This is a genomic window from Tessaracoccus caeni, assembly GCF_029211185.1.
GTDB lineage: Bacteria > Actinomycetota > Actinomycetes > Propionibacteriales > Propionibacteriaceae > Arachnia > Arachnia caeni.
Map to the genome: position 1 here is coordinate 150499 of NZ_JARGDO010000003.1, position 24032 is coordinate 174530.

At 67.5% G+C, this 24032-nt stretch carries 22 protein-coding genes and 1 tRNA gene; 6 read left to right on the forward strand and 17 right to left on the reverse strand.

Going from position 1 to position 24032, the window contains the following annotated elements; translation table 11 throughout:
• Window position 1: 1 nt before the first annotated feature.
• From P0D62_RS04075 to P0D62_RS04090, 4 genes are all read left to right on the forward strand, one after another.
• Entirely contained in the window at window positions 2-1216 is a 1215-nt protein-coding gene (locus P0D62_RS04075; RefSeq protein ID WP_275701346.1) for a hypothetical protein, read from the forward strand.
• 142 nt (window positions 1217-1358) lie between these two features.
• On the forward strand, window positions 1359-3119 hold the full coding sequence (locus P0D62_RS04080) for an ABC transporter ATP-binding protein (protein ID WP_275701347.1): 1761 nt from the start codon (window positions 1359-1361) through the stop codon (window positions 3117-3119).
• An 87-nt stretch (window positions 3120-3206) separates the two neighbouring features.
• Window positions 3207-4964 (forward strand): ABC transporter ATP-binding protein, encoded by a 1758-nt coding sequence (locus P0D62_RS04085; RefSeq protein WP_275701348.1) that lies wholly within the window; start codon window positions 3207-3209, stop codon window positions 4962-4964.
• A gap of 31 nt (window positions 4965-4995) precedes the next feature.
• Window positions 4996-6582: an ABC-F family ATP-binding cassette domain-containing protein gene (locus tag P0D62_RS04090; RefSeq protein ID WP_275701349.1), complete on the forward strand. Its 1587-nt coding sequence runs from the start codon at window positions 4996-4998 to the stop codon at window positions 6580-6582.
• An 81-nt stretch (window positions 6583-6663) separates the two neighbouring features.
• On the opposite strand, the gene ppgK is transcribed toward P0D62_RS04090, so the two are convergent.
• From ppgK to P0D62_RS04110, 4 genes are read right to left on the reverse strand one after another with little or no spacing between them, the layout of a single operon-like run.
• Window positions 6664-7446 carry a polyphosphate--glucose phosphotransferase gene (gene ppgK / locus P0D62_RS04095; protein ID WP_275701350.1) on the reverse strand — a complete coding sequence of 261 codons (783 nt, stop codon included), beginning with the start codon at window positions 7444-7446 and terminating at the stop codon, window positions 6664-6666.
• A gap of 49 nt (window positions 7447-7495) precedes the next feature.
• Window positions 7496-9016, reverse strand: coding sequence for a PH domain-containing protein (locus tag P0D62_RS04100; RefSeq protein ID WP_275701351.1), 1521 nt, complete (start codon window positions 9014-9016; stop codon window positions 7496-7498).
• On the reverse strand, window positions 9016-9525 hold the full coding sequence (locus tag P0D62_RS04105; RefSeq protein WP_275701352.1) for a PH domain-containing protein: 510 nt from the start codon (window positions 9523-9525) through the stop codon (window positions 9016-9018). Before P0D62_RS04105 ends, P0D62_RS04100 begins: the two co-directional genes overlap by 1 nt.
• Before the next feature lie 17 nt (window positions 9526-9542).
• On the reverse strand, window positions 9543-10217 hold the full coding sequence (locus tag P0D62_RS04110; protein WP_275701353.1) for a DUF1707 SHOCT-like domain-containing protein: 675 nt from the start codon (window positions 10215-10217) through the stop codon (window positions 9543-9545).
• Window positions 10218-10306: 89 nt separating this feature from the next.
• On the opposite strand from P0D62_RS04110, the gene P0D62_RS04115 reads away from it, so the two are divergent.
• On the forward strand, window positions 10307-11437 hold the full coding sequence (locus P0D62_RS04115; RefSeq protein ID WP_275701354.1) for a 6-phosphofructokinase: 1131 nt from the start codon (window positions 10307-10309) through the stop codon (window positions 11435-11437).
• On the opposite strand, the gene P0D62_RS04120 is transcribed toward P0D62_RS04115, so the two are convergent.
• Window positions 11434-13377 carry an FAD-binding oxidoreductase gene (locus P0D62_RS04120; RefSeq protein ID WP_275701355.1) on the reverse strand — a complete coding sequence of 648 codons (1944 nt, stop codon included), beginning with the start codon at window positions 13375-13377 and terminating at the stop codon, window positions 11434-11436. The two genes, P0D62_RS04115 and P0D62_RS04120, sit on opposite strands and share 4 nt — an antisense overlap.
• 167 nt (window positions 13378-13544) lie before the next feature.
• Here P0D62_RS04120 and P0D62_RS04125 point away from each other — a divergent pair.
• Window positions 13545-13618: transfer RNA gene (locus P0D62_RS04125), tRNA-Gly, on the forward strand.
• Window positions 13619-13677: 59 nt separating this feature from the next.
• Here P0D62_RS04125 and P0D62_RS04130 read toward each other — a convergent pair.
• From P0D62_RS04130 to P0D62_RS04185, 12 genes are all read right to left on the reverse strand, one after another.
• On the reverse strand, window positions 13678-14769 hold the full coding sequence (locus P0D62_RS04130) for a hypothetical protein (RefSeq protein WP_275701356.1): 1092 nt from the start codon (window positions 14767-14769) through the stop codon (window positions 13678-13680).
• Window positions 14766-15260, reverse strand: a complete 495-nt coding sequence (locus P0D62_RS04135; RefSeq protein WP_275701357.1) for a SigE family RNA polymerase sigma factor — start codon at window positions 15258-15260, stop codon at window positions 14766-14768. The genes P0D62_RS04130 and P0D62_RS04135 overlap by 4 nt, the downstream gene beginning before the upstream one ends.
• A gap of 171 nt (window positions 15261-15431) precedes the next feature.
• Window positions 15432-16679, reverse strand: coding sequence for a hypothetical protein (locus tag P0D62_RS04140; protein WP_275701358.1), 1248 nt, complete (start codon window positions 16677-16679; stop codon window positions 15432-15434).
• 105 nt (window positions 16680-16784) lie between these two features.
• On the reverse strand, window positions 16785-17447 hold the full coding sequence (locus P0D62_RS04145) for an HAD family hydrolase (RefSeq protein ID WP_275701359.1): 663 nt from the start codon (window positions 17445-17447) through the stop codon (window positions 16785-16787).
• A gap of 17 nt (window positions 17448-17464) precedes the next feature.
• Window positions 17465-17890, reverse strand: coding sequence for a TadE/TadG family type IV pilus assembly protein (locus P0D62_RS04150; protein ID WP_275701360.1), 426 nt, complete (start codon window positions 17888-17890; stop codon window positions 17465-17467).
• Window positions 17887-18249 carry a TadE/TadG family type IV pilus assembly protein gene (locus P0D62_RS04155; protein WP_275701361.1) on the reverse strand — a complete coding sequence of 121 codons (363 nt, stop codon included), beginning with the start codon at window positions 18247-18249 and terminating at the stop codon, window positions 17887-17889. The genes P0D62_RS04150 and P0D62_RS04155 overlap by 4 nt, the downstream gene beginning before the upstream one ends.
• 74 nt (window positions 18250-18323) lie before the next feature.
• Window positions 18324-19199: a MetQ/NlpA family ABC transporter substrate-binding protein gene (locus P0D62_RS04160; RefSeq protein ID WP_275701362.1), complete on the reverse strand. Its 876-nt coding sequence runs from the start codon at window positions 19197-19199 to the stop codon at window positions 18324-18326.
• Between the two features lie 54 nt (window positions 19200-19253).
• Window positions 19254-19940, reverse strand: a complete 687-nt coding sequence (locus tag P0D62_RS04165) for a methionine ABC transporter permease (protein ID WP_275701363.1) — start codon at window positions 19938-19940, stop codon at window positions 19254-19256.
• Window positions 19937-20947 carry a methionine ABC transporter ATP-binding protein gene (locus P0D62_RS04170; RefSeq protein ID WP_275701364.1) on the reverse strand — a complete coding sequence of 337 codons (1011 nt, stop codon included), beginning with the start codon at window positions 20945-20947 and terminating at the stop codon, window positions 19937-19939. The genes P0D62_RS04165 and P0D62_RS04170 overlap by 4 nt, the downstream gene beginning before the upstream one ends.
• Window positions 20948-21083: 136 nt before the next feature.
• Window positions 21084-22208, reverse strand: coding sequence for a family 20 glycosylhydrolase (locus P0D62_RS04175; RefSeq protein WP_275701365.1), 1125 nt, complete (start codon window positions 22206-22208; stop codon window positions 21084-21086).
• Window positions 22205-23107 carry a carbohydrate ABC transporter permease gene (locus tag P0D62_RS04180; RefSeq protein ID WP_275701366.1) on the reverse strand — a complete coding sequence of 301 codons (903 nt, stop codon included), beginning with the start codon at window positions 23105-23107 and terminating at the stop codon, window positions 22205-22207. The genes P0D62_RS04175 and P0D62_RS04180 overlap by 4 nt, the downstream gene beginning before the upstream one ends.
• Window positions 23107-24030, reverse strand: coding sequence for a carbohydrate ABC transporter permease (locus P0D62_RS04185; protein ID WP_319946980.1), 924 nt, complete (start codon window positions 24028-24030; stop codon window positions 23107-23109). Before P0D62_RS04185 ends, P0D62_RS04180 begins: the two co-directional genes overlap by 1 nt.
• Window positions 24031-24032 lie beyond the last annotated feature (2 nt).

A 24032-nucleotide genomic window follows, 5' to 3' on the forward strand; every position in this document is an offset into this window, starting at 1 on the left:
GATGATGACCAACCTGCCCCCTGAACGAGATCTTCCCGGCGCCGCCCGGATGGTCGACGACATCATCAGCGGCGTGGACTCGGTCAAGTCCGAGCCCGTCCGCAAGAGTTACATCCCGTACCTGAGCCTTGCCGCCGCGGTGACGCTGGTCTCCGCGATGGGCGTGGTCGCCTTCCAGCTGATGGGGCGCGGCACTGCGCCGGTCGTTCCCGGAACTCCGACGCCCACCGCGCCGGTCACGATGACGTCTTCTCCGTCGGGCACGACGACACCCTCTCCCTCGGCCACGTCGTCGCCTGACCCGTCGCCGACGACGTCCTCCACCACCACGACCACGCCCGAGCGCCCGACCGGTCCGGTCTCGATCACCGCCGAGCTGGGCGAGACGGTGCGGACCCGCTACTTCGACGTCACCGTGAGCGCGCTCGAGGCTGACGACGAGGGCCTTGCCTGGGGTGCGAAGGTGGAGGTCTGCTACGCGGCCCCGCATTCGGAGCAGAACGCCGATGGCACCACGCGCACGAGCGTCGATCCGTGGTACTTCTCCGTCCAGGACGGCGAGGTTGGTGGGCCTGCCGAGTGGGTGAAGGTGAAGGATCTTCCGTCGTCGACGCGTTGGTCGCCGGCCTACGGGACCAAGCTCGTGAAGCTGGGCGAGTGCAACTCCGGTTGGGTGCAGGCGGAGCCGGGCAGCCCGGATCTGTTCTTCCCGGACCTGCGCTATGCCCCCGCCAACTTCGGCGACGACATCCGCTGGAACTGGCCGTCGTCGACCGACCCCGAGACGCCCGACCGTCCGACCGGTCCGGTCTCGATGACCGCCGAGCTGGGCGAGACGGTGCAGACCCGCTACTTCGACGTCACCGTGCTTGACTTCGATTCCCACGAGGAGAACATCTCCTGGGCTGCCGAGGTGGAGGTCTGCTACGCGGCCCGGCATCCCGAGGAGAACGCGGACGGGACAACCCGGACGAGTATCGATCCGTGGTACTTCTCCTATGAGGATCTGGAGGTCGGACGGCCGACGGAGTGGGTGAAGCTGAAGAAGTTCCCGCAGGCGGATCGGTGGGAGCCGGTGTACAAGACCAAGCTGCTGAAGCTGGGGGAGTGCAACACCGGGTGGCTGCAGATCGAAACGGGCAACCCCCATGTGGCTTACCCGAGCCTCCGGTACGCACCCGGTGACTTCGGTGACGACATCCGGTGGAAGGAGTGACCGGGTAGCCGTCTAGACGGTGCCGACGAGATAACGGGCTCTGGGTCGTGGTGGGAAGCCACGACCCGGAGCCTGTTCGCGGCTGACCACCGGTTGTGCGCGCAAGCTGCGGTGTGTCAGTCGGCGCTGCCAGAATGCTCTGGTGAACAAGGAAGCTCCGCGCACCAGGGTCAGTGTCGTCCGTGAGGCCTTGACCTCGGCGGTGTTCAGCGTGCGACAGGCAGTCGCGTGGACACCCGGCTGGTTGGCCGCCGTGGTCGCGGTTCAGTTGCTCATGGCGCTCACGCCCGCAGCCCAGGTGCAGCTCGTCGCCCTGCTCGTGAACACCGTCGACAAGGGTGAGCGCGGCGATATCTGGCTGCCGCTGCTCCTGCTCTCGGGCTTCATGGGGTTGTCGCTGGTCGCTGGCAGCCTCCTCAATGTCCTTGCTGAGCGGCAGTTCGTCCGGCTTTACCGCCAGTACCAGCAGCAACTCCTCCGTGCGCTCACGGAGGTTCCCCCGCAGCGATTGGCAACGGAGGAGACCAACTCCGAAGTCCAGGCATGCCGCGGTGCGCTGAGGGATCTCGCGCGGAACAGCATGTTCATGATGGCGGCGGTGACGGCCGTCGTCGGCGCGGCGGCCCTGTGCGCCTCGGTGTGGTCGCTCAGTCCGCTGGCGGGCCTCCTCGTGGTGCTCGCAGTGGTTCCCTCGATGGTGGCCTCCTCCTGGGTGGCGATCAAGCAGGATCAGCAATGGCCGAAGATCGGCGAGCACCAGCGAAAGATGGGCTACTGCCAGGAGCAGCTGGTGTTCGCTCGGACGGGCACCGAGCTGGCGACGCTGGGCTCCGGGGTGCGCATGGTCCGCCTCACCGACGAGGCGCAGGTGGAAAGCAACCGGCTACTCGATGCGCTGATGAGCACGATGATGCGGGGCGAGTTCACCGCCGGCGTGCTCACCGCAGGCATCATCGCGGCCGCGCTGTCTTCCATCGCCTTCGGCGACAGTGGCGGGGCCGGGATCGCGGCCGGCACCCTCGGCGTCATCGCGGGTGTGGGAGCGACAGGTGGCGCCGGATACGCCTACGGCGCGCTGATGAGCAACGCGCCGAAGGTCACCCGGTTCCGCGAGTTCCTCGACTCCGTCGAACCCGCCGAGCCCACCGTCGTGGTTCCGGTGGTGCACGAGCTGCGCGGCCAAGATCTGCGCGTCACCTATCCCGGCAAGGACGTTCCGGCGCTCGCCGGGTTCTCGTTCTCGGTGCGACGCGGGGAGACCATCGCCTTCGTCGGGGTCAACGGCGCGGGAAAGACCACCGCGATCAACGCGTTGATGGGCATCGTCGATCTCGACGCGGGTCGGGTGCTGATCGACGGGCGCGACGCCGAGGACGTGTCGCGGCTCCAGCGCCTGGGCTACTTCGGACTGCTGACGCAGGAGTTCGGCCGCTACGAGCTGACGGTGCGGGAGTCGGTAGCGCTGGGCACTCCGGAGTTGGAGGTGTCCGACGAGCGGATCTGCGCGGCGCTGGACGCCGCTCGGGCGGGGGAGATGGTGCGGTCTTTCCCCGAAGGTCTGGACACCCAGCTGGGCACGCAGTGGGGTGGCACCGGTCTTTCTGGTGGGCAGTGGCAGCGCCTCGCGTTGGCGCGGATCCACCTGCGTGGCGCGGGCATCTGGCTGCTGGATGAGCCGACATCGGCCATCGACGCCGAGGCTGAGCAGGAGATCTTCGCAGAGCTGCGACGCACGTCGGCAGACCGGATCACCGTCGTGGTGTCCCACCGGGCGTGGACGCTGCGCGGCATGGACCGCATCTACGTCTTCGACGAGGGACGCATCGTCGAAGAGGGTCGCTATGAGGAGTTGCTCGCTGCCGGTGGCCGGTTTGCAGAGATCTTCAGGGAACAGGCGGGATAACCACCCGGCCCGGTGCGGCGACGTTCGGAGTCGAGGGCCGGCTGTACCTGAGATTCGCCGGGGGGGGGGATGTGGCAGGATAACCCGGTGAGCGAAGCGGCGACGAGATCAAAGATGACCGTGCTGGGCGAGGCCCTGACGTCAGCCGGCTACAGCGTGAAGCAGGCAGCGGTGTGGACACCGGGCTGGTTGGCGATCTCGGTACTCCTCGAGTTGCTGATCGCGCTCAACCCTGCCGTCCAGGTGCAGCTCGTGGCCCAGTTGGTCCGTGCCGTCGACGGCGGGGGAGAGGGCGTGTGGCTGCCGCTGATCCTGCTCTCAGCCTTCGTCGGCCTTTTTCTGATCACCGGCAGACTGAGCGGGATGATCGGCGAGCAGTTCTCGATTTCCCTCGCCCGCGAGTACCAGAAGCAGCTGCTGTGGGCCATCACCGAGCTGCCGCCGCAGCGGCTGGCCACCGAAGAGGTCAATGCCAACGTGCAGGGCTGCCGGGGCGCGCTCTGGGACGTGAGTATGAACGTGCGCAGCGCCATCTCGGCCGTCACGGCGATCATCGGCGCTGCGGCACTGTGCCTATCGGTCTGGACGATCAACCCGCTGGCCGGCATCCTCGTGGTCGTCGCTGTGCTGCCCACGATCGTCGCCTCATCGTGGACGGCGATCGCCGAGGACCGGCAGTGGCCGCTGATCGGCGAGTTCGAGCGAAAGAAGGGCTACTACCAGGAGCAGCTGGTGTTCGCCCGGACGGGCACCGAGCTGGCAACGCTGGGCTCCGGGGTGCGGATGGCGCGGCTGACCGACGACGCGCAGGTCGAGCGCAACCGCCTGTTCGGGCGCCTCCTGCGCACCTACATGATCTCCGGAGTGCTGGCAGGTGCGGTCACGGCCGCGCTGATCGCAGGTGCACTGGGCTCGATCGCGCTCGGTGGCGGAGGAGGCGCCGGTGTTGCCGCGGGCACGCTCGGCGTGATCTCCGGCGTCGCCGCTATCCAGGGCGCGGCCTACTCATACGGCGCGCTCATGACGGAAGCGCCCAAGGTCACTCGGTTCCGCGAGTTCATCGGCTCCATCGAGCCGCACGAGCCGAGCGTCGTGGTGCCCGTGGTGCACGAGCTGCGGGCCACGGGCCTCCAGGTGACCTATCCCACGAAGGCCGTGCCCGCGCTCACCGGGTTCTCGTTCTCGGTGCGACGCGGCGAGACCATCGCCTTCGTCGGGGTCAACGGCGCGGGCAAGACCACAGCGGTCAATGCGCTGCTCGGGATCGTCGACGCCGACCACGGTGAGATCGCGATCGACGGGCGTGACGTCGCCGGGATGACCCGGTTCGAGCGCCTCGGCTATTTCGGGCTGCTGACGCAGGAGTTCGGCCGCTACGAGTTGACGGTGCGAGAGTCCGTCGCGCTGGGCACTCCCGACCTCGACGTGTCCGACGAGCGGATCTGGGCGGCGCTCGATGCCGCGCGTTCCGGCGACCTGGTGCGGTCCTTCCCCGACGGCCTCGATACCCAGCTGGGCACGCAGTGGGGTGGCACCGGCCTCTCCGGCGGCCAGTGGCAGCGCATCGCGCTGGCTCGGATCTACCTGCGCGGGGCCGGCATCTGGCTGCTGGACGAGCCGACGTCGGCCATCGACGCCGAGGCAGAGCAGGAGATCTTCTCGCAGCTGCGCCAGTCCGCGGCCGATCGCATCACGATCGTGGTCTCGCACCGGGCGTGGACGCTGCGCGGCATGGACCGCATCTACGTCTTCGACGAGGGTCGCGTTATCGAGGAGGGCCGCTACGAGGAGTTGCTCGCCGCCGGTGGCCGGTTCGCGGAGATCTTCAAGGAACAGGCCGGCTGACCGCTGGGCCGCACGCTGAGACGAGGGTGAAATGGGCTTCCTGGAGGCCTTCGGGGTGCGCTATGCGCTGCCGGACGGGCGCGCGCTGCTCCGGGACGTACATCTGAAGGTCGGCGACGGGAACGTCGCCGCCATCGTGGGCGCCAACGGCTGCGGGAAGACGACGCTGATGCGCATCCTCGCTGGGGAACTGCCGGCCGACAAGGGCAGCGTGCGGTCGGTCGGTGGCGTGGCCTACATGCCGCAGTTCGTCGGCGCGCGCGACTTCACCGGCACTATCACCGACCTGCTGCTCACCATGGCGCCGCCGTCGGTGCAACGGGCGGCCCGGAGGCTCCGTCGAGCAGAGGACGACCTCGCCGCACGAGACCGGCATGACGAGCAGATGGCCTACGCGAATGCGCTGATCGAGTGGGCCGACGTCGGCGGCTACGCGGTGGAGCACTCCTGGGAGATCGCGGCGTCCGACGTGCTGGGGGCGTCGATGAGCGAGGTCGGGCACCGAGCCTCAGCGCAGTTCTCCGGTGGGGAGCAGAAGCAGCTCGTCATCCGCGCGCTCCTCGAGGGCGACGACGAGGTGCTGCTCCTCGACGAGCCCGACAACTACCTGGACGTGCCGGCCAAGATGTGGTTCGAGGATCAGCTTCGTGCGACGAGCAAGTCGGTGCTGCTGATCACCCACGATCGTGAACTGCTGGCGGCCGTCGGCGATCACATCATCACGCTCGAGGGGCGCGAGGGACGGGGCAACTCGGCGTGGGCGCATGGCGGCGGATACGCCAGCTACCGGGAGGAGCATCTGCATCGGCACGCACGCCTCGACCTGTCGCACCGACGGTGGCGCGAGCAGCGCGACAAGCTCACCGCGCTCGTCGAACGGCTCCGGAACGCCGCCTCGCCGAAGACCGGGGCGGCCGTCACCAGGCTCGAGAGGCACCTGGCCAAGGAACCGCCCCGCGCCCCGGAGCGCGAAGAGGTGCAGATGCGATTCGCCGGCGGGCAGACCGCCAAGCGCGTGCTGACGGCGTCTGGGCTCGCTGTCGAGGGGCTCACCGATCCATTCGATCTGGAGGTGCTGCACGGTGAACGGGTCGCGGTGCTGGGCGGCAATGGCGTGGGCAAGTCCCACCTGCTCCGGGTGATCGCGGGCGACGAGACGGTGGCGTACCGGGGGAGCGTGACGCTCGGCGCCAGGGTGCAGGCCGGCCACTTCTCCCAGACCAACGCTCGAGCGGATCTGGATCAGCGTCAGCTGTCCGAGATCCTGTGGGATCTCGCATCCCTCCAGCCCGACGAGGCGCTGGAGCCGCTGGCCCGCTACGGCCTCGACAAGGCGATCGATCAACGGTTCCACACGCTGTCCGGCGGCCAGCAGGCGCGCCTCCAGATTCTGCTGCTCGAGCTGTCCGGTGCCACGCTGCTGCTTCTCGACGAGCCCACCGACAACCTGGACGTGCCCTCCGCCGAGGCACTCGAGGCCGCGCTGGAGGACTTCGACGGGACGGTGATCACCGTGACGCACGACAGGTGGTTCGCGAACGGCTTCGACCGGTTCCTCGTACTGGAGCGCGACGGCAGCGTCCGGGAGGTCGAGAAACCCGACTGGCAGAAGCTCTGACGCGAGCCGCATCGGAAAACCGAACGGGATCCGGATGGTGGTCGTCGAACCACCATCCGGATCCCGTTTTGTTCGTCTGGGTCAGCCCTTGTGGGCGAGCTGGTCGGGGTGCTTGACGGCCTCCTCGGCCGCGATCGCCGCGCCGATGATGCCGGCTTTGTTCAGCAGCTGCGCCGGCACGATGGGGGTCTTCAGCCTGAGGAGCGGACCGAACTGCTCCCAATCCTTGGAGATGCCGCCGCCGACCACGAACAGGTCAGGAGAGAGCAGCATCTCGACGTGGCTGTAGTAGCGCTGCAGACGCTCGGCCCATTCGGGGTAGGTCAGGCCCTCGTTCTCCTTGATCGACGACGCGGCGCGCTTCTCCGCGTCGTAGCCGTCGATCTCCAGGTGGCCGAGTTCGGAGTTGGGGATCAGGACGCCGTTGTGGATGAGCGCGGTGCCGATGCCGGTGCCCAGCGTGGTCACGATCACGAGGCCGGGATGCTTCTTGGCCGCTCCGTACTTCACCTCGGCCAGGCCGGCGGCGTCGGCGTCGTTGAACAGCGACACCGGGCGACCGAGACGGTCCTCGAAGTAGTCGTTGGCCGGGAAGTTCACCCACTCCTGCGAGAGGTTGGCCATGAACGGCACGGTGCCGTGCTGGACGGGGCCGGGAATGGTGATGCCCACCGGAGAACCTGCGGGCACCTCGTCGGCGAAGTGCTCGACGATGGCCGCGATGACCTCACCGCAGGCCTGAGGGGTCGAAGGCTGGGGCGTGGGAATGCGCAGTCGCTTGGCAGCGAACTTTCCCTTCTTGAGGTCGACGGGGGCGCCTTTGATCCCCGAACCGCCAATATCAATACCGAAGCTGATGGTCATGGGGTACAGGGTAGTATCCGGCTCCGCCAGACGCGAGGATGCCCGTGAACTATCGATCGCCGAGCGATCGCTGGGCGGCCCGAGCGCGACGTCCACGCAGGTTCTGCTCGTCGAAGAGCCGGCGCGCGTCGGCCTCGTCGAGGTGATAGGCCTTCAGGCTGATCGGGCCGTCGGTGGTGTGGATCTCGACGCTGGCCAGGCGCAGGCGGCGCTGCATCGGGCCTTGGCTGATGCCGATGGACTGCATCCGGCGGTGCGGCACGATCTGCCGAGAGTGCGAGAGCCAGCCGTCGTCGGCGACGATGACCTGGTCGGAGGCGCCCCAGGTGTGGTGTGCGAAACTGAGCGGGGTGAGCCACCTGGCGCGCTCGGGCTGGTGGTTGGGGGTGATCGTCGAGAGGTCGACGTCGGGCCAGATGGCGTGCAGCACGCGCATCACCTCGGGCCAGGTGCCGTAGGGGAGCATGACGTCGGTGGAGGTGCCCTCCTCGTCGCCCAGGCCGAGCACGGTGACCCGGACGCGGAACAGCCCGGTGATGCGCTGGAGGAAGTCGTGCTGGATGAGCACCCCTTGGATCCGGTCCTGGCGCACGCTCTGCGACGACCGGCTGGTGAGTCCGCGGGAGACGTGCAGTCCGTCCGGCGTCTGGGTGAGCACGAAGCCCCAGTTGCCGGCCACCTCCTTCCACAGCATGCCGGCGGCGCCGAGCAGGAAGCCGAACCCGTAGACGCCCAGGGTGCCGGTGGCCAACCCGACGACGCCGACGACGATCGAGATCAGGATGTACCACACCATGTTGGACACCAGCACGCCCAGCACGAGGGTGACCGGCTTCACCGCGACGACGGTCTGCGGCGGAGCCACCCATGCCGGGGCTGCCCACCCCGGCGCACTCCCTCCGACCTCTCCCGCGGCCCCCGGCCCCTCCCCGGAAAATCGGCCAATGGCCGATTCTGCGGTGTCTATTGCCGAAAATGGGCCAATGGCCGATTTTCCGGGATTGGTGAGGGAGTCTTCGGGGGAGTCATCTGGGGAGTCATCGGGACGGACGGGGCCGGGCTGAAGTCGGGCGATGCGGGTGCGGCCGCCCATGCGAGCGAGCAGATGGTCGCGGAGTTCCTCGGCCCGCTCGAGGCTCAGGTACTTCAGCGACTTCCCTCCGCTGCCACCGACGTCGATCTGCACGGCGGCCAGACCGAGCAGCCGCGCGGCCAGCGGTCGATGGATGTCCACGGCCTGCACCTTGGTGAAGTCGATCCGCGTCGACTCCCGCGAGATCAGGCTGCGCTCGATCCGGAACTCCTCGTCGTCGACGATGAACGTCGTGGTACGCCAGGTGATGACGCCTCCGATGACGCTGAGCAGCGCGACGCCGAGCACGATCGCGACGATGACCAGCGTCGCCCCGCTCCAATCGAAGGTGAGACCGCCCTCCAGGAACTCACGCCCGCCGAACGCGATCACCGCGACCAGCGCGATCCACGCGTTGGCGATGCCGGTCAGCGGATGCGGGCGCTCGATCACCTTCTCCCGGGGTGCCGGGGCCTCATCGGAATGGGACTCCGTCATCAGATGCCGGCCTGTTGCTGCTCGCCGCGGCTGATGAGACGATCGCGCAGCGCGGCTGCGGCGTCCTTGTCCAGGCCGGGGATGGTCACGGTGCCGGACGTGGACGAGGTGACCATCTCGACGGAGGCCAGCCCGAACATCCGGTCGATCGGCCCCGACGACACCTCCACCATCTGCATCCGGCCGTACGGCACGCAGGTGAGGTTGCGGAACCAGAGGCCGTTGGTCAGGTAGACGTCGTGCTCGCGCTCGGCGTAGCCCCACCGTCGAAACACCCTGGGGGCGCGCACCGCTCTCCAGGCGAACCACAGCACCATCACGCCGAGCACCACCCAGCCCCAGGGCTCGGGTAGGAAGAGGAAGGCGGCCACGGTGCCGCCGCCTCCGACGATGACCGCGCTGACCGCCAAGCCCAGGTACTTCGCCTTCAGATAGTTGGGCGAGAGGCGCTGCCATTGCTCGGTGGGTGGTGCGAAGAGGTCGTTCATGGACGTCGATGGGTCGCTCACGTGATTCGCTCTTCCGCCTATTTGATGAGTTTTCGGTATTTGCGTTCGTCCATGGCCGGACCATAGATCTTGATCTCACCCATGAGCACCAGGCCGCTCAGCAGCAGGGTCACGCCGCCGGGAACCGGAACCAGCCCCTCGACCTTCACCTCGCCCAGCACCGGGTTGATGTTCTCGGTGCGCACCCCGACGCCCTCCGGCACCCGGATCTTGATCTCCCCCATGATGCACATGGTGTCGAGCTGGATCTCCTGGTGGGCGAAGGTGGTGCCGATCAGGTCCAGATGCACGTCGCCCATCACGGTGCTGAGCTTCACGACGGGCTCCAGAAGAGTGATCCGTCCCGGACGCAGCGACGAAAGGTGCGCGTTGCCGCCGTCGAAACCCCTGGAGGTCGCGGGCGCGATATGGGGCGCACGGGGAGTGGCCGGGGCGGGCGGATAGCCGTATCCACGCTGTGGCGGTGGGGGTGGGACGAAGCGCTGAGGTGATTTCGGTGCGGCCGGGATGAGGTCTGAGGTGAGCTTGTTCAACTCCTTGTAGGTCTTCGCGTCATAGGCTGCCGCGATGCGGTCGGCGTGCTCGTCGAAGCTCAGCCGACCGTCGGCATAAGCCGCGTTCAACACCTCGGCCACCAGCTCCCGGTCCTGGTCGGCGCACCTGAGATGTTCTATGCCCTCTGCCTCGCTCATACGAGTAGTTTAGAGATCCCGCAAGTAGGTGGCGCCTGTCGGAGCCCGTTCCCGAGCGGATCTGCAGCCCCCGACGAAGGAGGAGCACGATGAACAAGAAGAAGATGAAGGTCGGCATTCTGACCGCGGGTGGCGACAGCCCGGGCCTGAACGCCGCGATCCGCGGCTTCGGCAAGGCGGCCATCGGTGAGCACGGCATGGAGCTGATCGGCTTCAGGGAGGGGCTGAAGGGCCTCGTCGAAGACCGCTGGGAGGTGATGGACTCCACGAAGCTCTCCGGGATCCTCACCATCGGAGGCACCATCCTCGGCACGTCGCGGGACAAGCCGCACAAGATGCTGGTGGACGGCGAGGTCCGCGACATGACGCCCGTGATCCTGGAGAACGTGGAGCGCAACGGCCTGGATGCGTTGGTGTGCATCGGTGGTGGCGGCACCGCGAAGAACGCGCAGCGGCTGGCGAAGGCCGGCCTCAACGTGATCCACCTGCCGAAGACGATCGACAACGACATCGCCCACACCGACACCAGTTTCGGCTTCTCCACGGCGCTCGGCATCGCGACGGAGGCCGTCGACCGGCTGCACTCCACCGCCCACTCGCATCACCGCGTGATCCTCGTCGAGATTATGGGGCACAAGGCCGGCTGGCTGGCGTTGGGTTCCGGGATCGCGGGCGGTGCCGACATCATCCTGATTCCCGAGATCCCTTACTCGATCGATTCGGTGGCGGAGTCGGTGCGTCGTCGCGCCGACGGCGGCAGCAAGTTCTCCGTGATCGCGATCGCGGAGGGTGCCCGTTCCGTCGAGGATGCCGCGAACCTGGAGGCGGCGAGGGCGCTGGTCGACGTCGCGAAGACGCCTGAGCAGAATGCCGCGGCCAAGCAGCACCTCGCTGCCGTCGAGGCCGCGCACCGCGACAACGCCTTCAAGCTGGCCGCCGCTCTGGAGGGCGCCACTGGGCTGGAGTCGCGGGTGACCATCCTCGGCTATGTGCAGCGCGGCGGGACTCCCGACGCCAACGACCGGCTGCTCGGCACCCTGCTCGGCAGCGCCGGCGCGGATCTGGTGGCGGAGGGCACCTTCGGCATCACCGTCGCCTCACAGGCCGGCAAGGCGGTGCCCGTGCCACTCGCCGACGTGGCCGGCAATCTCAAGGCGGTGCCCGTCGACCACGAGTGGGTGCGCGCCGCCCGCCAGGTGGGCACGGGTCTCGGAGACTAGGACGATTCGTCTTCGAAGGTCCGCCGGCCGGAGAAGACGGCGATGACCTTGCGGATGAGGCCCGTCAGGGCGTTCGCGATCGTCGAGCCGTTGCGTTCCCCGTTCTTCGTCTCGGCGGCGGGATCGACGCCCACGACGTCTGGTCGGTCGGACTGAACCAGGCTGGTGCCGTCGATGCCCAACGGGCATGCCGGCGGCGCCAAGGCGTCGTGGGGATAGGCGGCCCACAGGGCGTTGCGGTAGTCGTAGGCCACCTGTGCGACGAGCTCCGGATCGTCGGTGCGGGCCGCGATCTCGCGCTGCACGACGATGTGCTGGCGAAGCGTCAACGCCCCGCCAGTGCGGGGTGCGCTGGGCTCGCAGAAGCCGCACTCGACGCAGGAGTCGATGGCGGGGTTCAGACGCGGCAACAGCTTCAACCGTGTGACGTGGGCCTGCGGATCGCGGTTCAAGATGACGTTGGGATTCAGCACGTGGTCGGGGTCGAACAGGCGTTTGACCTCTCGCATCACCTCGTACAGCTCGTCGCCGTACTGGCGCTGCAGGAACGGGGCCATGGCGCGCCCGGTGCCATGTTCGGCCTTCAGCACGCCTCCGTTGTCCAGCACCAGGCTGACCATGTCGCGCATGAACCGGGTGAACCGGCGCACCTCCTGCTGGTCCTGGAAGTCCTGATACAGCATGTAGTGCAGCGTGCCCTCGGCGAGATGTCCGGTGATGGCCGAGTTCTCGTAGCCATGTTTCACGAAGAGCGCAGTCAGTGCATGGCAGACGGCCGAGATGCGCTCGTGCGGAACCGAGATGTCCTCCAGCAGGATGCTCGTTCCGTCGGGACGCTGGTTGGCCATCGCCGAGAACAGGCCGTGGTGGGTCCGCCACGTGGGATAGATCTTCTCGGGGTCGAGCTGCTGCATGGCGGTGGGCTCCACCCGGTCCAGCACGCTCCTGACGGCCTCGTCGAGCGCGGCCACCCCTTCCTCGGTCTCGTGACGCAACTCGAGCACCAGGGCCGACTGGTCCTCGAGGTCGAGGTCGGCGAACAGGGTGGGAGCGTCGGGCAACGTGCGCGCGATGCGGACGCCGTCGACGTCAAGCAGCTCGATGATGTCCAGGCCCGTGGCCTTCAACGGGGTGACCGCCTCCAGCGCCTCCTCGAGCGTGGCGAACAACGCGACGTGCACCACGCGGTATGGGCGCAGCGGCACCGTGCGGAAGGTCGCCTCCGCGACGAAGCCGAGCGTGCCCTCCGACCCCACCATCAGGTGCCGCAGCATCTCCACCGGATCGTGATGATCAAGGAACGCCTGGAGCGAGTAGCCCATGGTGTTGCGCATCGAGAAGAGCCGACGCAGTTCCGCGACCGACTCCGGATTGCTGCGCAGCCGGCGACGCAGCAGGAACAGTCCGCCCACCAGCTCGGGCTCGACCAGGCGCAGGGCGATGTCCGACGCCGAGTCCGCCGTGTCCAGCACCAGGCCGCTTGGCAGCACCACCACCATCGACTCGATGGTGTGATACGCGTTGTCGCGGATGCCGCACAACTTGCCGGTGGAGTTGTTGGCGATGATGCCACCGATCGTCGCGGCGACGGCGCTGGCCGGATCCGGGCCCAGCCGTCGGCCGAAGTGGCGCAGTCTGGCGTTGACGTCGGCCAGCGTCGCACCCGGTCCGACGCGGACGCGCTCGCCGCCGTCGAGCACCTCGATCTGGCGGAAATGCGTGCGGGTGTCGGCGAGGATGCCGTCGGTCAGGCCTTGCCCCGAGAGACTGGTGCCACCGGAACGGAAAGTCAGGTGGCGTCGTTCTCGGCGGGCGAAGCGGAACAGCTCTGCCACATCCTCAGCGGACTCCGGGGTGACGACTTCTTCCGGAGTAAGGAGAAAACGGGAGGCGTCGTGAGCCATGGCCAGCCGGGTGAGGGCGCTGGCATCCCGCGTCATGCCTTGAGCCTCCTGTGGGACGCCCCGTTGCCCCGCCATGTCCACTTCACGCAGTCTAGTGCCCGAGAACGGAGAGCCGAACGTCGAGTTTCAGGGCGGGATCCGGCCGGTCTGACAGCGCGAGCAGGAGCCTGCTACCCTAGGCGACGAGCCGTTTCGGCGGCTTCGCGGGCGTAGCTCAATGGCAGAGCGCTAGCTTCCCAAGCTCGATACGCGGGTTCGATTCCCGTCGCCCGCTCCAGCTCATGAGAGAGTCCGCAGTCATGATGGGTCTGCCCGCCCACAACTGCGGACTCTTTCTCATTCTTCGGTCTTCAGGTGTTCGATCAGCTCCGGCGAGGCGCGGAAGAGCCTGAGGTCGCCGTCGTGGAAGAACTCGAACTCGCCCTCGCGGATCTCCGTCAAGACCAGGGCGTCGCTGAAGTCGTTCAACAAGTTCACACTGCGCCCGGTCGGTTCGTCGGGCCAGACATAGTCGTCGGGGAACGGCTCACCGCCCTCGCGCACCGCGTCGATGAGTTCTTCTATGCTTTGCGGCTCCCGAATGCTGACCAACTCGAAGTCGCACACCAGCGCGACCCGCAGCTCGTCGAGGTCGACCGGCAGCAGGGTTCCGGCGATATCGCAGTCCAGGTTGCTCACCGGTACCGGCTCGACAGTATCCGCCGTGCTGCGTCGCTGCTCCGTCCAGGCGGCGATCGCCGCGTCGTACAGTTCTTTCCCACCTTCCCTCACGGTGTCGCCGTCGGTGGCAGTCCGGCAGCCGTGCAGCTCGCCTCGCACCACCTGCGGCTCCTTGTCGGGGTACTCGAACACGAGGCGATAGGTGAGGCTGTACTCCTCGGTGCACGCGGCCATGGGGTCGGCCTCAGGGGCGTTCAGATAGGCGGCCACGAGCTCATCGGGGTTCAGGGTGAGCGGTTCCATCGGCCCGCGACTCCCGCTGGGCGTGCCGTTTCGTCCCTTGGCTGGGTCGGCCTTCTCCCTGGGCACGACGTCGGTCACGACGGCGTCGCCACACAGCCACACCTGGGTTGCTCCGGTGGTCACCGGACCAGGACCCGCTTCGCGAGGACGGTCCCATTCACTCAGGCAGGCGAGGTTCTCGGGGTAGAAGAAGCCCTCGGGGTAGGTTTGCGTCTTCTCCGGTTCGGGGCCGATTGTCTGCTCGGGGGTCGGTGACGCCGTCTCGGCAGGGGGCAATGCGACGGACGGTCCGTCGTCGGTGAAGTGCAGGGTCAGCGGCACGGCGATGGCCAGCACCGCGACGGCGGCCACGCCTCCCAGCGTCGCCTGACGACGCGTCCGCTTGGCGCGCGCCTTGTTGGCCCATCCCTGAGTCGGGGGCTCAGGGGGAGCGGCCCGGTGGAACAGATCGTGGATGTCGCTCATGATGCCTCCTCAACCAGATGGAGGGAGCCGCGCAGGCGTGCGCAGCCCCGGGAGGTGTGGGTCTTGACGGTGCCCTCGGTGATCCCGAGCGCCTCGGCGACGTCGGCCACCGAACGATCCTCGAAGAATCGCAGCACCAGCACGGCGCGCTGCATCTTGGGCAGCTCTGCCAGGGCCCTGGTCACGTCGAGACTGATCGACGACGATATATCGTCGGCCAGTTCGTCCGGCGGCTCGGCCGTGGGCAGCTCCGAGTTCCAGCGTCGACGCCACCAGCTCACGTAGGTGCGATACAGCGTCACCCGCAGATACGCCTCGTAGGCCTCGTCGTCAGCCATCGACTCGTAGCGCCCGTAGGTCTTGGACAGCGCCGTCTGCACCAGGTCTTCCGCCTTGTGTCGATCGCCGGTCAGCAACCACGCCGCGCGCCAGAGCCGACCGGATCGATGCGCGACGAACCGGTCGAAGCCGTCGGCGATCTGTTCAGTCATGACCCCTCCTCACCCCTACCACGCGCTGACCAGGACGGTCGGTTGACAACAGCATGCAGCGAGGTGAGCAGACAAGGATGTCGCCCCGCCGCCGAGAACACTCCAGTGGGAGATGTTCCCCCGTCTGCGAAGGAGCGAGGAGGCATCGTGTGTGCTTCAGCTGGGAGTGAGTTACTTGACCTTGGAGGTGGCCTTCGAGGTCTTCGAGGTGGTCTTGTAGCCGGGCCGGGAACCGGTCACCTTGACGGTGATCGTCTTGCCCTTGTCCGACTTGGTGAGGGTGTAGGTGGACTTCGTCGCCCCCTTGATCTCCTTGCCGCTTCGGAGCCATTGGTAGCTGACCTTGGATCCGTACGGCTTCCAGGTGCCCGCCTTGGCGGCGAGCTTCTTGCCGACCTTGGCAGTGCCCGAGATCGTCGGCGTGGGTGCCGAGTAGAACTTCCGCGGATCGGCGACCTTCGCCGTCTTCCGGGAGGTCATGGAGACGGTCTCGTGGTCGGGCTTGGAGCCGGTCACCTTGATGCTGATCTTCTTGCCCTTGTCGGACGCCGTGAGCGTGTAGCTGGACTTGGTCGCTCCCGCGATCGCCTTCCCGTCGCGCAGCCACTGATAGGACAGCTTCACGCCGGATGGCTTCCAGGTTCCGGGCACCGCGACGAGCTTGGAGCCGACGGTGGGGGAGCCGTCGATCCTGGGGGTGGGCGTCGACGTGAGGGCGCCGTCGATCTTCACCGTCCATTTGGCGCTGTTCGCGCTGATCCAGCAGGTCGACGTCACATCGTCAACGAGCCAATCGGTCATCGACCCCTTGTCTGCGTAGTCCGACCACAACGTCGTCGTCTCACCCTCCGTGCAGGTGAGCTGCAGGGCGAATGGAGCGGCGCCGTCGGCCGTGGAGTTGCCCGAGTAGCTCATCCGGAAGCGATAGACGCCCGGACTCACCGTGAACAGCGATGAGTCGTTCAGGCCGGTCCCGCTGAGGGAGTGGCTCAGCTTCGCCGACGGCGAGGTCAGCTGCGTGATGGAGGCCTCCCATGACACGTGGTCGGGCGCGTCGATATAGAACGAGAACGCCAGGTCGGCGTCCAACTGCATGAGGTGCCGCGCACTACCAGCGGGGGCATCGCTGACGACGAGCGGTGAGTTGCTGCTGTCCTCGTGGAACACCCAGGAGGTGAACCGATCCCCGCCGGTGTTGCCCGAGAAGCTGAGGTCGAACTGGTACGTCCCCGACGCGAGGTAGAGGTTCTCCGAGGCGAAGTATCCGTTTCCCTTCATCGAGAACGACGTGTCTGCCGCCGAGGCGGGTGTGACGACGAGGGCGACGAGGCCGACGACGGCCAGCGCGAGTGCGAGGCATGCGCCGAGTACCCTGGCCACGATCGATCGAGACGGACTGATGCTGCGGACGTCGCTCATGGTGGTTCCCCCTGACGAGTGTCAGCTTCTTCGCTGACGGTGGGGGAAGCGTACCAACCGGGCTGCCGCCGCGATACGTCGGGTTGCCCTGAGCGGCGGACGCCGCTATGCCGCGGCGAGGATGTCGAGAACCTCGTCGGCCGAATCGACGACGGCGCGGGCGCCCGCCGCGAGGAGATCCTCCCGCGTGCCCGCCCCGGTGGTGACGCCGAGGCCCGGGATTCCTGCGGAGACGGCCATCTGCATGTCGGTGGCGGCGTCGCCGATGTACCAGGTGTTCGCCGGCTGTGTGCCGAAGCGCTCCATGGCGAGGAAGGCGCAGTCAGGGGCCGGCTTGCCCTTCGCGACCTGGTCGGTGCCGATCACCAGGTCCACTGCGTCGCTGATTCCCGCCACGTCGAGCACACGGTGAGCAGCAGCGGTCTGCCTCGCGGTGACCACCGCCACCATCCAGCCGTCCGCGCGCAGCGCCGATAGGAGTTCCGTGACACCAGGCAGCAACAGGTCGGAGCCGGCCGCCGCGATGGTCTCGATGACCCTTGAGCGGTAGAGCCGCAGCATCTCCGGAAAGCGTTCGCTGGCCGCCAGCTCCGGGGCCAACCGCTGTACGGAGTCCACGAGCGGTACTCCGATGTAGGGAACGACCTGCTCTGGCCGGCAGGCGACCCCGAACTCGTTCAGGGCCTGGCTGACCCCTGAGGCGATGATCGGCACGGTGTCAGTGAGGGTGCCATCCAGATCGAACAGGGCGGCGCGCGCGTCAGTCATATGCCCCAGAATATGGCCTATCGTCGCTGGCCCTGAAACGCTCGGGCGACGTCGGCGGTGCCGGTCCCGTCGACGGGCAGCCGGTCCACGCCGATGAGGCCGAGGAACAAGGTGTCGTACTCGCCGGACGCGTTGACGGTGATCGTGGTGCCCCCGATCTCGATGTTCCCGCCGTATCCCTCCGCGTCCAGCATCGCGCGGGCGGCAGCCTTCGCAGCGCCAGTGTCCAGACGCGGTGTGCCGTCGAGATCGGAGACCACCTGCTGGCCCGCCGAGCGGGCGGCCTCTCGTGCCACCGCCCGGCACTCCTGCTCGGCCGTCGCGTGGCCGGCGAAGTCCACTCCGAGCCCGACGGCGATCACGAAGGCCGGCATGGCCAAGGTCGCCCAGACCGCGAGGCTCATCCCGCGCTCGTCGCGATTCGGGACGCGCTTCGGCCTCATGGCGTGAGCCGTTCGGTGGGGCGGGTCACCGTCTTCTCGACGGCGCCCAGCAGGTCGGGCAGGAGGGTGTGCGCGACGCCCCGCACCGTCACGACGGTGTGCCTGACATCGCGCCGGATCTCGACGGTGAAGGAGCCCATCGACCCGTTGTCGGCGGCCAGCTGGGCTGCCTCCCGCCCGGCGTCGGCGCTGCCGTCGAGGGCTGAGGCGACGGCAGCGCCATCCTGAGCGGCCGCCAACGCCGACGAGTTGGCCCAGGTCACCAGCGCCCACTGCACGACGGTGAGGAAGATAAGGAAGGCGAGCGGGAACAGCACGGTCAACTGGACCGAGTTGGATAGACCCCGTTCGCTCTTCATCGGGTCAGTGTGCCAAAACAGCCGGGCCACCTGCGTGATGCAGGTGGCCCAGCTGTGGAAAAGCGGAGGACGGATCAGGAAGCCGCGCCCGGGAGGACGTTGCCGGACGGCCAGGTGGTGCGGATGAACTCGGCTACCTCCGGCGAGTGCAGCAGGCCCTCGAGGACGGCGACGCCCTCGTTGGTGTTGTCGGTGCGCCACGCCAGGATGTTGGCGTAGGGGTTGCCCTCGACCGCCTCCACGTCGATCGCGTCCTCGGTGTTGAGCCCGGCGGTCAGGATGAAGTTGGAGTTGACCACGGCGGCGTCGACCTTCGGATCATCGATCAGGGTCACCACGATCTCAGGGTTGGTCTCTTCGAACTGCAGGCCCTTCGGGTTCTGCTCGTCGGTCAGCGACAGCACGGAGGCCGCGTCGTCGATGTTGGCCAGCAGGCCGGCCTTCTCCAGCAGCTTCAGGGCGCGGTTCTGGTTGGTCACGTCGTTGGTGATGGCGATCAGGCCACCGTCCGGGACGGCCGCGGGCTCGGCGTGCTTCGACGAGAACAGCGACAGCGGCTCGATATGGACGCCGGCACCGTGCTCGAAGGCGTAGCCCTTCGTCGCGATCTCCTCCTCCAGGTACGGGAGGTGCTGGAAGTAGTTGGCGTCCAGGGTGCCGTCCGCCAGGGCCTCGTTCGGCAGCACGTAGTCGTCGAAGGGGGTGATCTCGAGGTCGATGCCCGCGTCGGCGGCCAGGTTCTCGTCGATGTACTCCAGGATCTGCTGGTGCGGCACCGGGCTGGCGCCGACCTTGACGACGGTCACCTCGCCAGTCGGGGCCTCGGCGGACTCGCTGGTCGTGGGGGCGCCGGTGTCCGAGGGGGTGGTCGAAGGCGTGCTCGAACCGCAGGCGGTGAGCGCCAGGGCTGCTGCCAACGAGGCCGCGATGGTGGGGATAATCTTGCGCATCAGGAGGATTCCTTTGCTCCGGGGGCGACAACAAGTCGCCCGATTATGGGGTGGTTAGCGGTGGTCGACGGCGCGGCTGATGGCGTCGCCGATCCATTGGATGAGTTGCACGATCAGGATCAGGATGATCACAAGGAAGAACATCACCTCAGGCTGGTAGCGCTGGTAGCCGTAGTTGAAGGCGAGCCGCCCCAGGCCGCCTCCGCCGATCAGACCGGCCATCGCCGAGTAGCCGACGAGGGTCACGACGGTGGTGGTGATGGCTGCGACGATCGTGGGTAGAGCCTCCGGGATCAGCACCTTGGTGATCGACTGCATTCGCGTCGAGCCCATGGCGTGGGCCGCGTCCAACTTGCCGCTGTGCACGTCGCGCAGCGCCGTCTCCACCAGGCGGGCGAAGAACGGGGTGGCGGCGATGGCGAGCGACACCGACGCGGCAACCGGGCCGATCTTGGTGCCCACCAGGAACTGGGTGAGCGGACCGATCGAGATCATCAGGATGGCGAAGGGGAAGGAACGGGTGATGTTGACGATCGCCCCGAGCCCCCGGTTGATGACGCTGTTCTCCGTCATTCCACCGGGCTGCGTGACGAACAGCACCACACCCAGCGGAAGGCCGAGGACCACCGTGACAAGGCCCGAGATGCCGACCATCTGGAGCGTCTCCCAGATCGCGGGCAGCGTCGCCTTCTGGATGGCGGGGTTGCTGAACAGGTCGTTCAGCCAGTTCATGGGGTTCATCGACGCCCCTCCAGATCCGCCTCGCTGGTGAGCCGCGCGTCGGCGCCCTGCTCGCGCAGCGCGGCGATCACGGCGTGCGGGTCGGTGCCCTCGGGCACGGCGATCCGAAGATGAGAGAAGGTGGTGCCCGCCAGGTGCTCGACGGACCCCGCGAGGATGCTGAGCTCAGCGCCGACCACCGACGACGTGTGCGCCACGACGGGCAGCGCGGCCTTCTCGCCCGTGCTGAGCACGTCGACGAGGGCGCCGGGATAGCCCTGCACCGAGCTGTGCGGCGGGATGCCGAGCAGCGACTGGCTGAGTCGGCCGTCGAGCTCCCGGACCACCTCGGTGAGCGGGCCGGACTCGACGATCTGGCCGCCGTCGAGCAGCGAGACGGAGTCGCAGATCTTCTTCACGACGTGCATCTCGTGGGTGATCACCAGCACCGCGATGTCCAGCCGGTCCCTGAGCGCGAGGATCAGCTCGAGGATCTCGTCGGTGGTCTTGGGGTCGAGCGCTGAGGTGGGCTCGTCGCAAAGCAGCACATCGGGATCCGACGCGAGCGCCCGAGCGATGCCGACGCGCTGGCGCATGCCGCCCGACAGCTGGGACGGGTAAGCCTCGCCCGAATCCGCGAGCCCCACGAGGCGCAACAGCTCGGCCACCTTCGCGCGGCGTTCCTCCTTGCCGACGCCCACCAGCTCCAGCGGGTAGCCGACGTTGTCGGCGATGGTGCGCGAGTCGAACAGGTTGGCCTGCTGGAACACCAGCCCGATCCGGCGGCGCGCGGTGCGCAGCTCGTCGGCTTTGGCCTGGGTGAGGTTGACCCCGTTGATCTCGATGGAGCCCGACGTGGGGCGGTCCAGCATGGTGAGGCAGCGCACCAGCGTCGACTTGCCGGCACCGGAGTGCCCGATGATGCCGTGGATGGAGCCCGTCGGCACGGTGAGCGAGACGCCGCCCAGGGCGACCACCTCGCGCTTGCCCTGCCGGTAGACCTTGTGCAGGTCCGTCACGGTGATCACCGGCGCCTCCTAACGTGCTGAGAATCCTGATGACATTCAATCAGCCGAGCACTCAGGGGACGAATCGGGGGCGCGACTGTTCACGCAGGGCTCAATCCCGCCGGAGAACGCCAACTGGCTCAGGACGACGGGCGGCTCAGCGGTGGCGCGGGGAGGTCGCGAGCGCGATGAACTGCTCGAAGGTGAGCGAGCTCCCGCCGTTCCAGCAGCGTTCCGCGAATGCGGCGAGCGGCAGCTGGATTCGTCGAGTGATCTCCTCCAGCGACTCGCCGCCCTTGTCGCTCCAGATCGAGAAATAGGCGCCGGCAAGAAGATCCGGGTAGGGCTGGCGCCACTCCTGAGCGGTGACGCCGGCGAGCGGCGAGAAGACGCCGGGGTGCCAGTCGTCGGCCCAGGCGCGCTCCGACGTCGGGTGCCAGTAGCCGGCGTTCTGACCGACGACGTAGTACCAGTGCCGGTCGTCGAAGTTCAGCACCCGGTGACCCGCGGCGAAGGCCTCCTCGGCGGGCCGCATGTCCCGGTGGTAGTTGGTCCACCACGTGATCTCGACGCGCGGATCCAGGCGCACTAGGCTGCTGCGGAACAGGCCGTCGTTCCACGCGCGGGGGGTGAAGCCTCGCTGGATGAGGTACTCGGCGATCTCGTTGACGAAGTCGGTCAGAAGGTCGAAACCCGTTGCCCCCGGCCCGAAACGTCGCTCGGCCTCCGCGGCGAGCGTCGGGTAGTCGTCCATGCGGACGAAGTCGACGAACTCGTCTCCGCCGAGGTTCCAGTACGTGCTGTCGCGGAAAACGTCTGCGTAATCGTCGATCAGCCGTCGGGCGAAGTCGACCGCCGCGGGGTTGGTGATGTCGAGGGCGTGGCTGGTGTCGATGCCGCCACGCGAGGGAAGTTGCAGTTCGGGCCGTGTGGCCAGCGCGTGCCGGAGGTGGCCCGGCATGTCGAGCGAAGGCACGACGTCGATGCCCAGGTCGCGGGCGTGGGCGATGATCTCTCGCGCCTCGCTGCGATCGATGTGCTCGGCGGAGACGATCTCGGGGAACGCCGACGACGCGAGACGGACCCCCTCGTTCTCCGAGAAGTGCCATTGGAACGCGTTCAGCCGCAAATCGGCCATGCGCTCGAGAAGCGCATGGATCCACTCGCCGGGGAAGTACATCCGCGCAGCATCGAGATGGAGCCCGCGCTCCGCGACGGCTGGCCTGCCGGAGACCGAGTCTCGCGGCAGGCCAGCGTCGTGGTGAGGGAGTGGAGTGGTCACCCCTTGACAGCGCCTTCCTGCACGCCGGCGAAGAAGAATCGCTGCATCGTGGAGAACATGATCACGATGGGAACCAGCGCGATCATGGTGCCGGCCGCGATGAGACGCGGATCGGCGGCGAAGTTGCCGTTCAGGTAGGCCATGCCCACCGTCAGGGTGTACTTCGACGGATCGGTCAGCACGATCAACGGCCACAGGAAGTCGTCCCATGCGCCGATGAAGGCGAAGATCGCTACCACGCTGACCATGCCGCGGATGTTCGGCCACACGATGTGCCGGATCCGCTGCCAGGTCGTGGCGCCGTCGATGGTGGCCGCCTCCAGCACGTCGTGCGGGATGGCGCGGCAGGCGGTGGCAACCAGCAGCACGTTCATCGCGCCGATCGCGCCGGGGAGGAAGACGCCCCACAGGGTGTCGGCCAGGCCCAGGGCACGGATGGTCAGGAAGTTGCTGGTGACGGTGACCTCACCGGGCAGCAGCATCGTCGAGAGCAGGATGCCCATGGCGATCATCTTGCCCTTGAACTTCATGGTGCCGATCGCGTAGCCGCCCATGGTGGCGAGCACCACGTTGCTGACGACCGTGCCGACCGAGACGAGCAGCGAGTGCCACGCGTAGGTGTACACCGGGATGAACTCGGTGACCCGCGTGTAGTTGCTCACCGTGGGATCCTCGGGGATCAGCGACGGCGGGAACGAGTAGATCTCGTCGCCGACGCCCTTGAAGGACGTGGCGAGCTGCCACACCAGCGGGCCGACCACGATCAGGGTCATCACCAGCAGCAGGATGTAGCGGACGACCAGGCCGGCCAGAGTCGGCTTGGTGATATCGCCCGAGCCGCCGCGGCGGTAGGCGCGTTCCTTCTCCACCTTGTTCTTGGGTGTCGTCGTGGTGCTCATCACTTGGCCTTCTTTCCGCGGTCGTCGTTGTTCAGCCAGGCGATCAGGATGAGCGGCAGCAGCGTCAGCAGGAACAGCGCGACGCTGAGCGCCGACGCGTAGCCGACGTTGCCGTTCAGTCCGGAGCCCACCTGGCGGATCAGCATCACGATCGACATCGCCTGTCCACCCGGGCCGCCGGTGCCCTTGGAGAGCACCTCCAGCTCGGTGAAGACGCGCATAGCGGACACCGTGATCAGCACGGAGATCAGCAGCATGGCGCCGCGCACGCCGGGAATGGTGACGCTGAGGAACCGGCGGAAGGTGTTGGCTCCGTCGATCATCGCTGCCTCATGGAGCTCCTTGCCCACGTTGCCGAGGGCCGCAAGGTAGACCACCATGTAGTAGCCCAGACCCTTCCAGACCGTCAGCAGGATGGCGCAGAGGATCAGCCACCAGCGCTCCACCAGGAACGCGATGGGCTGGTCGGCGATGCCCATGGCCAGCATGGCCTGGTTGATCAGGCCGCGGCTGTCGAACAGCCAGGACCAGATCAGGGCCACCACGACCACCGACGCGATCACGGGGAAGTAGAAGGTGGTGCGGAAGAAGGAGATACCGGGGATCACCTTCTCCACGAGCATCGCGAGCAGCAGCGGCAGGATGGTAAGCAGCGGCACGCAGACCACCACGTAGACGGCGACCGTGATCAGCGAGTAGCCGAACAGCTCGTCCTCGAACATCCGTGCGTAGTTGGCGAGCCCCACGAACTCGCCCCCGCGCAGCGGGCGGGCGTTGGTGAAGCTCAGGAAGACGGTGTTGACGAAGGGCCAGATGCCGAACACCAGCACCCAAATGAGGGCTGGGCCGACGAGTAGCCACGGCGTGAACCACCGATGGGACCGAAGCGTCCCTCGCTTCTTGGGTGCTGGTGTTGCGGTCATCG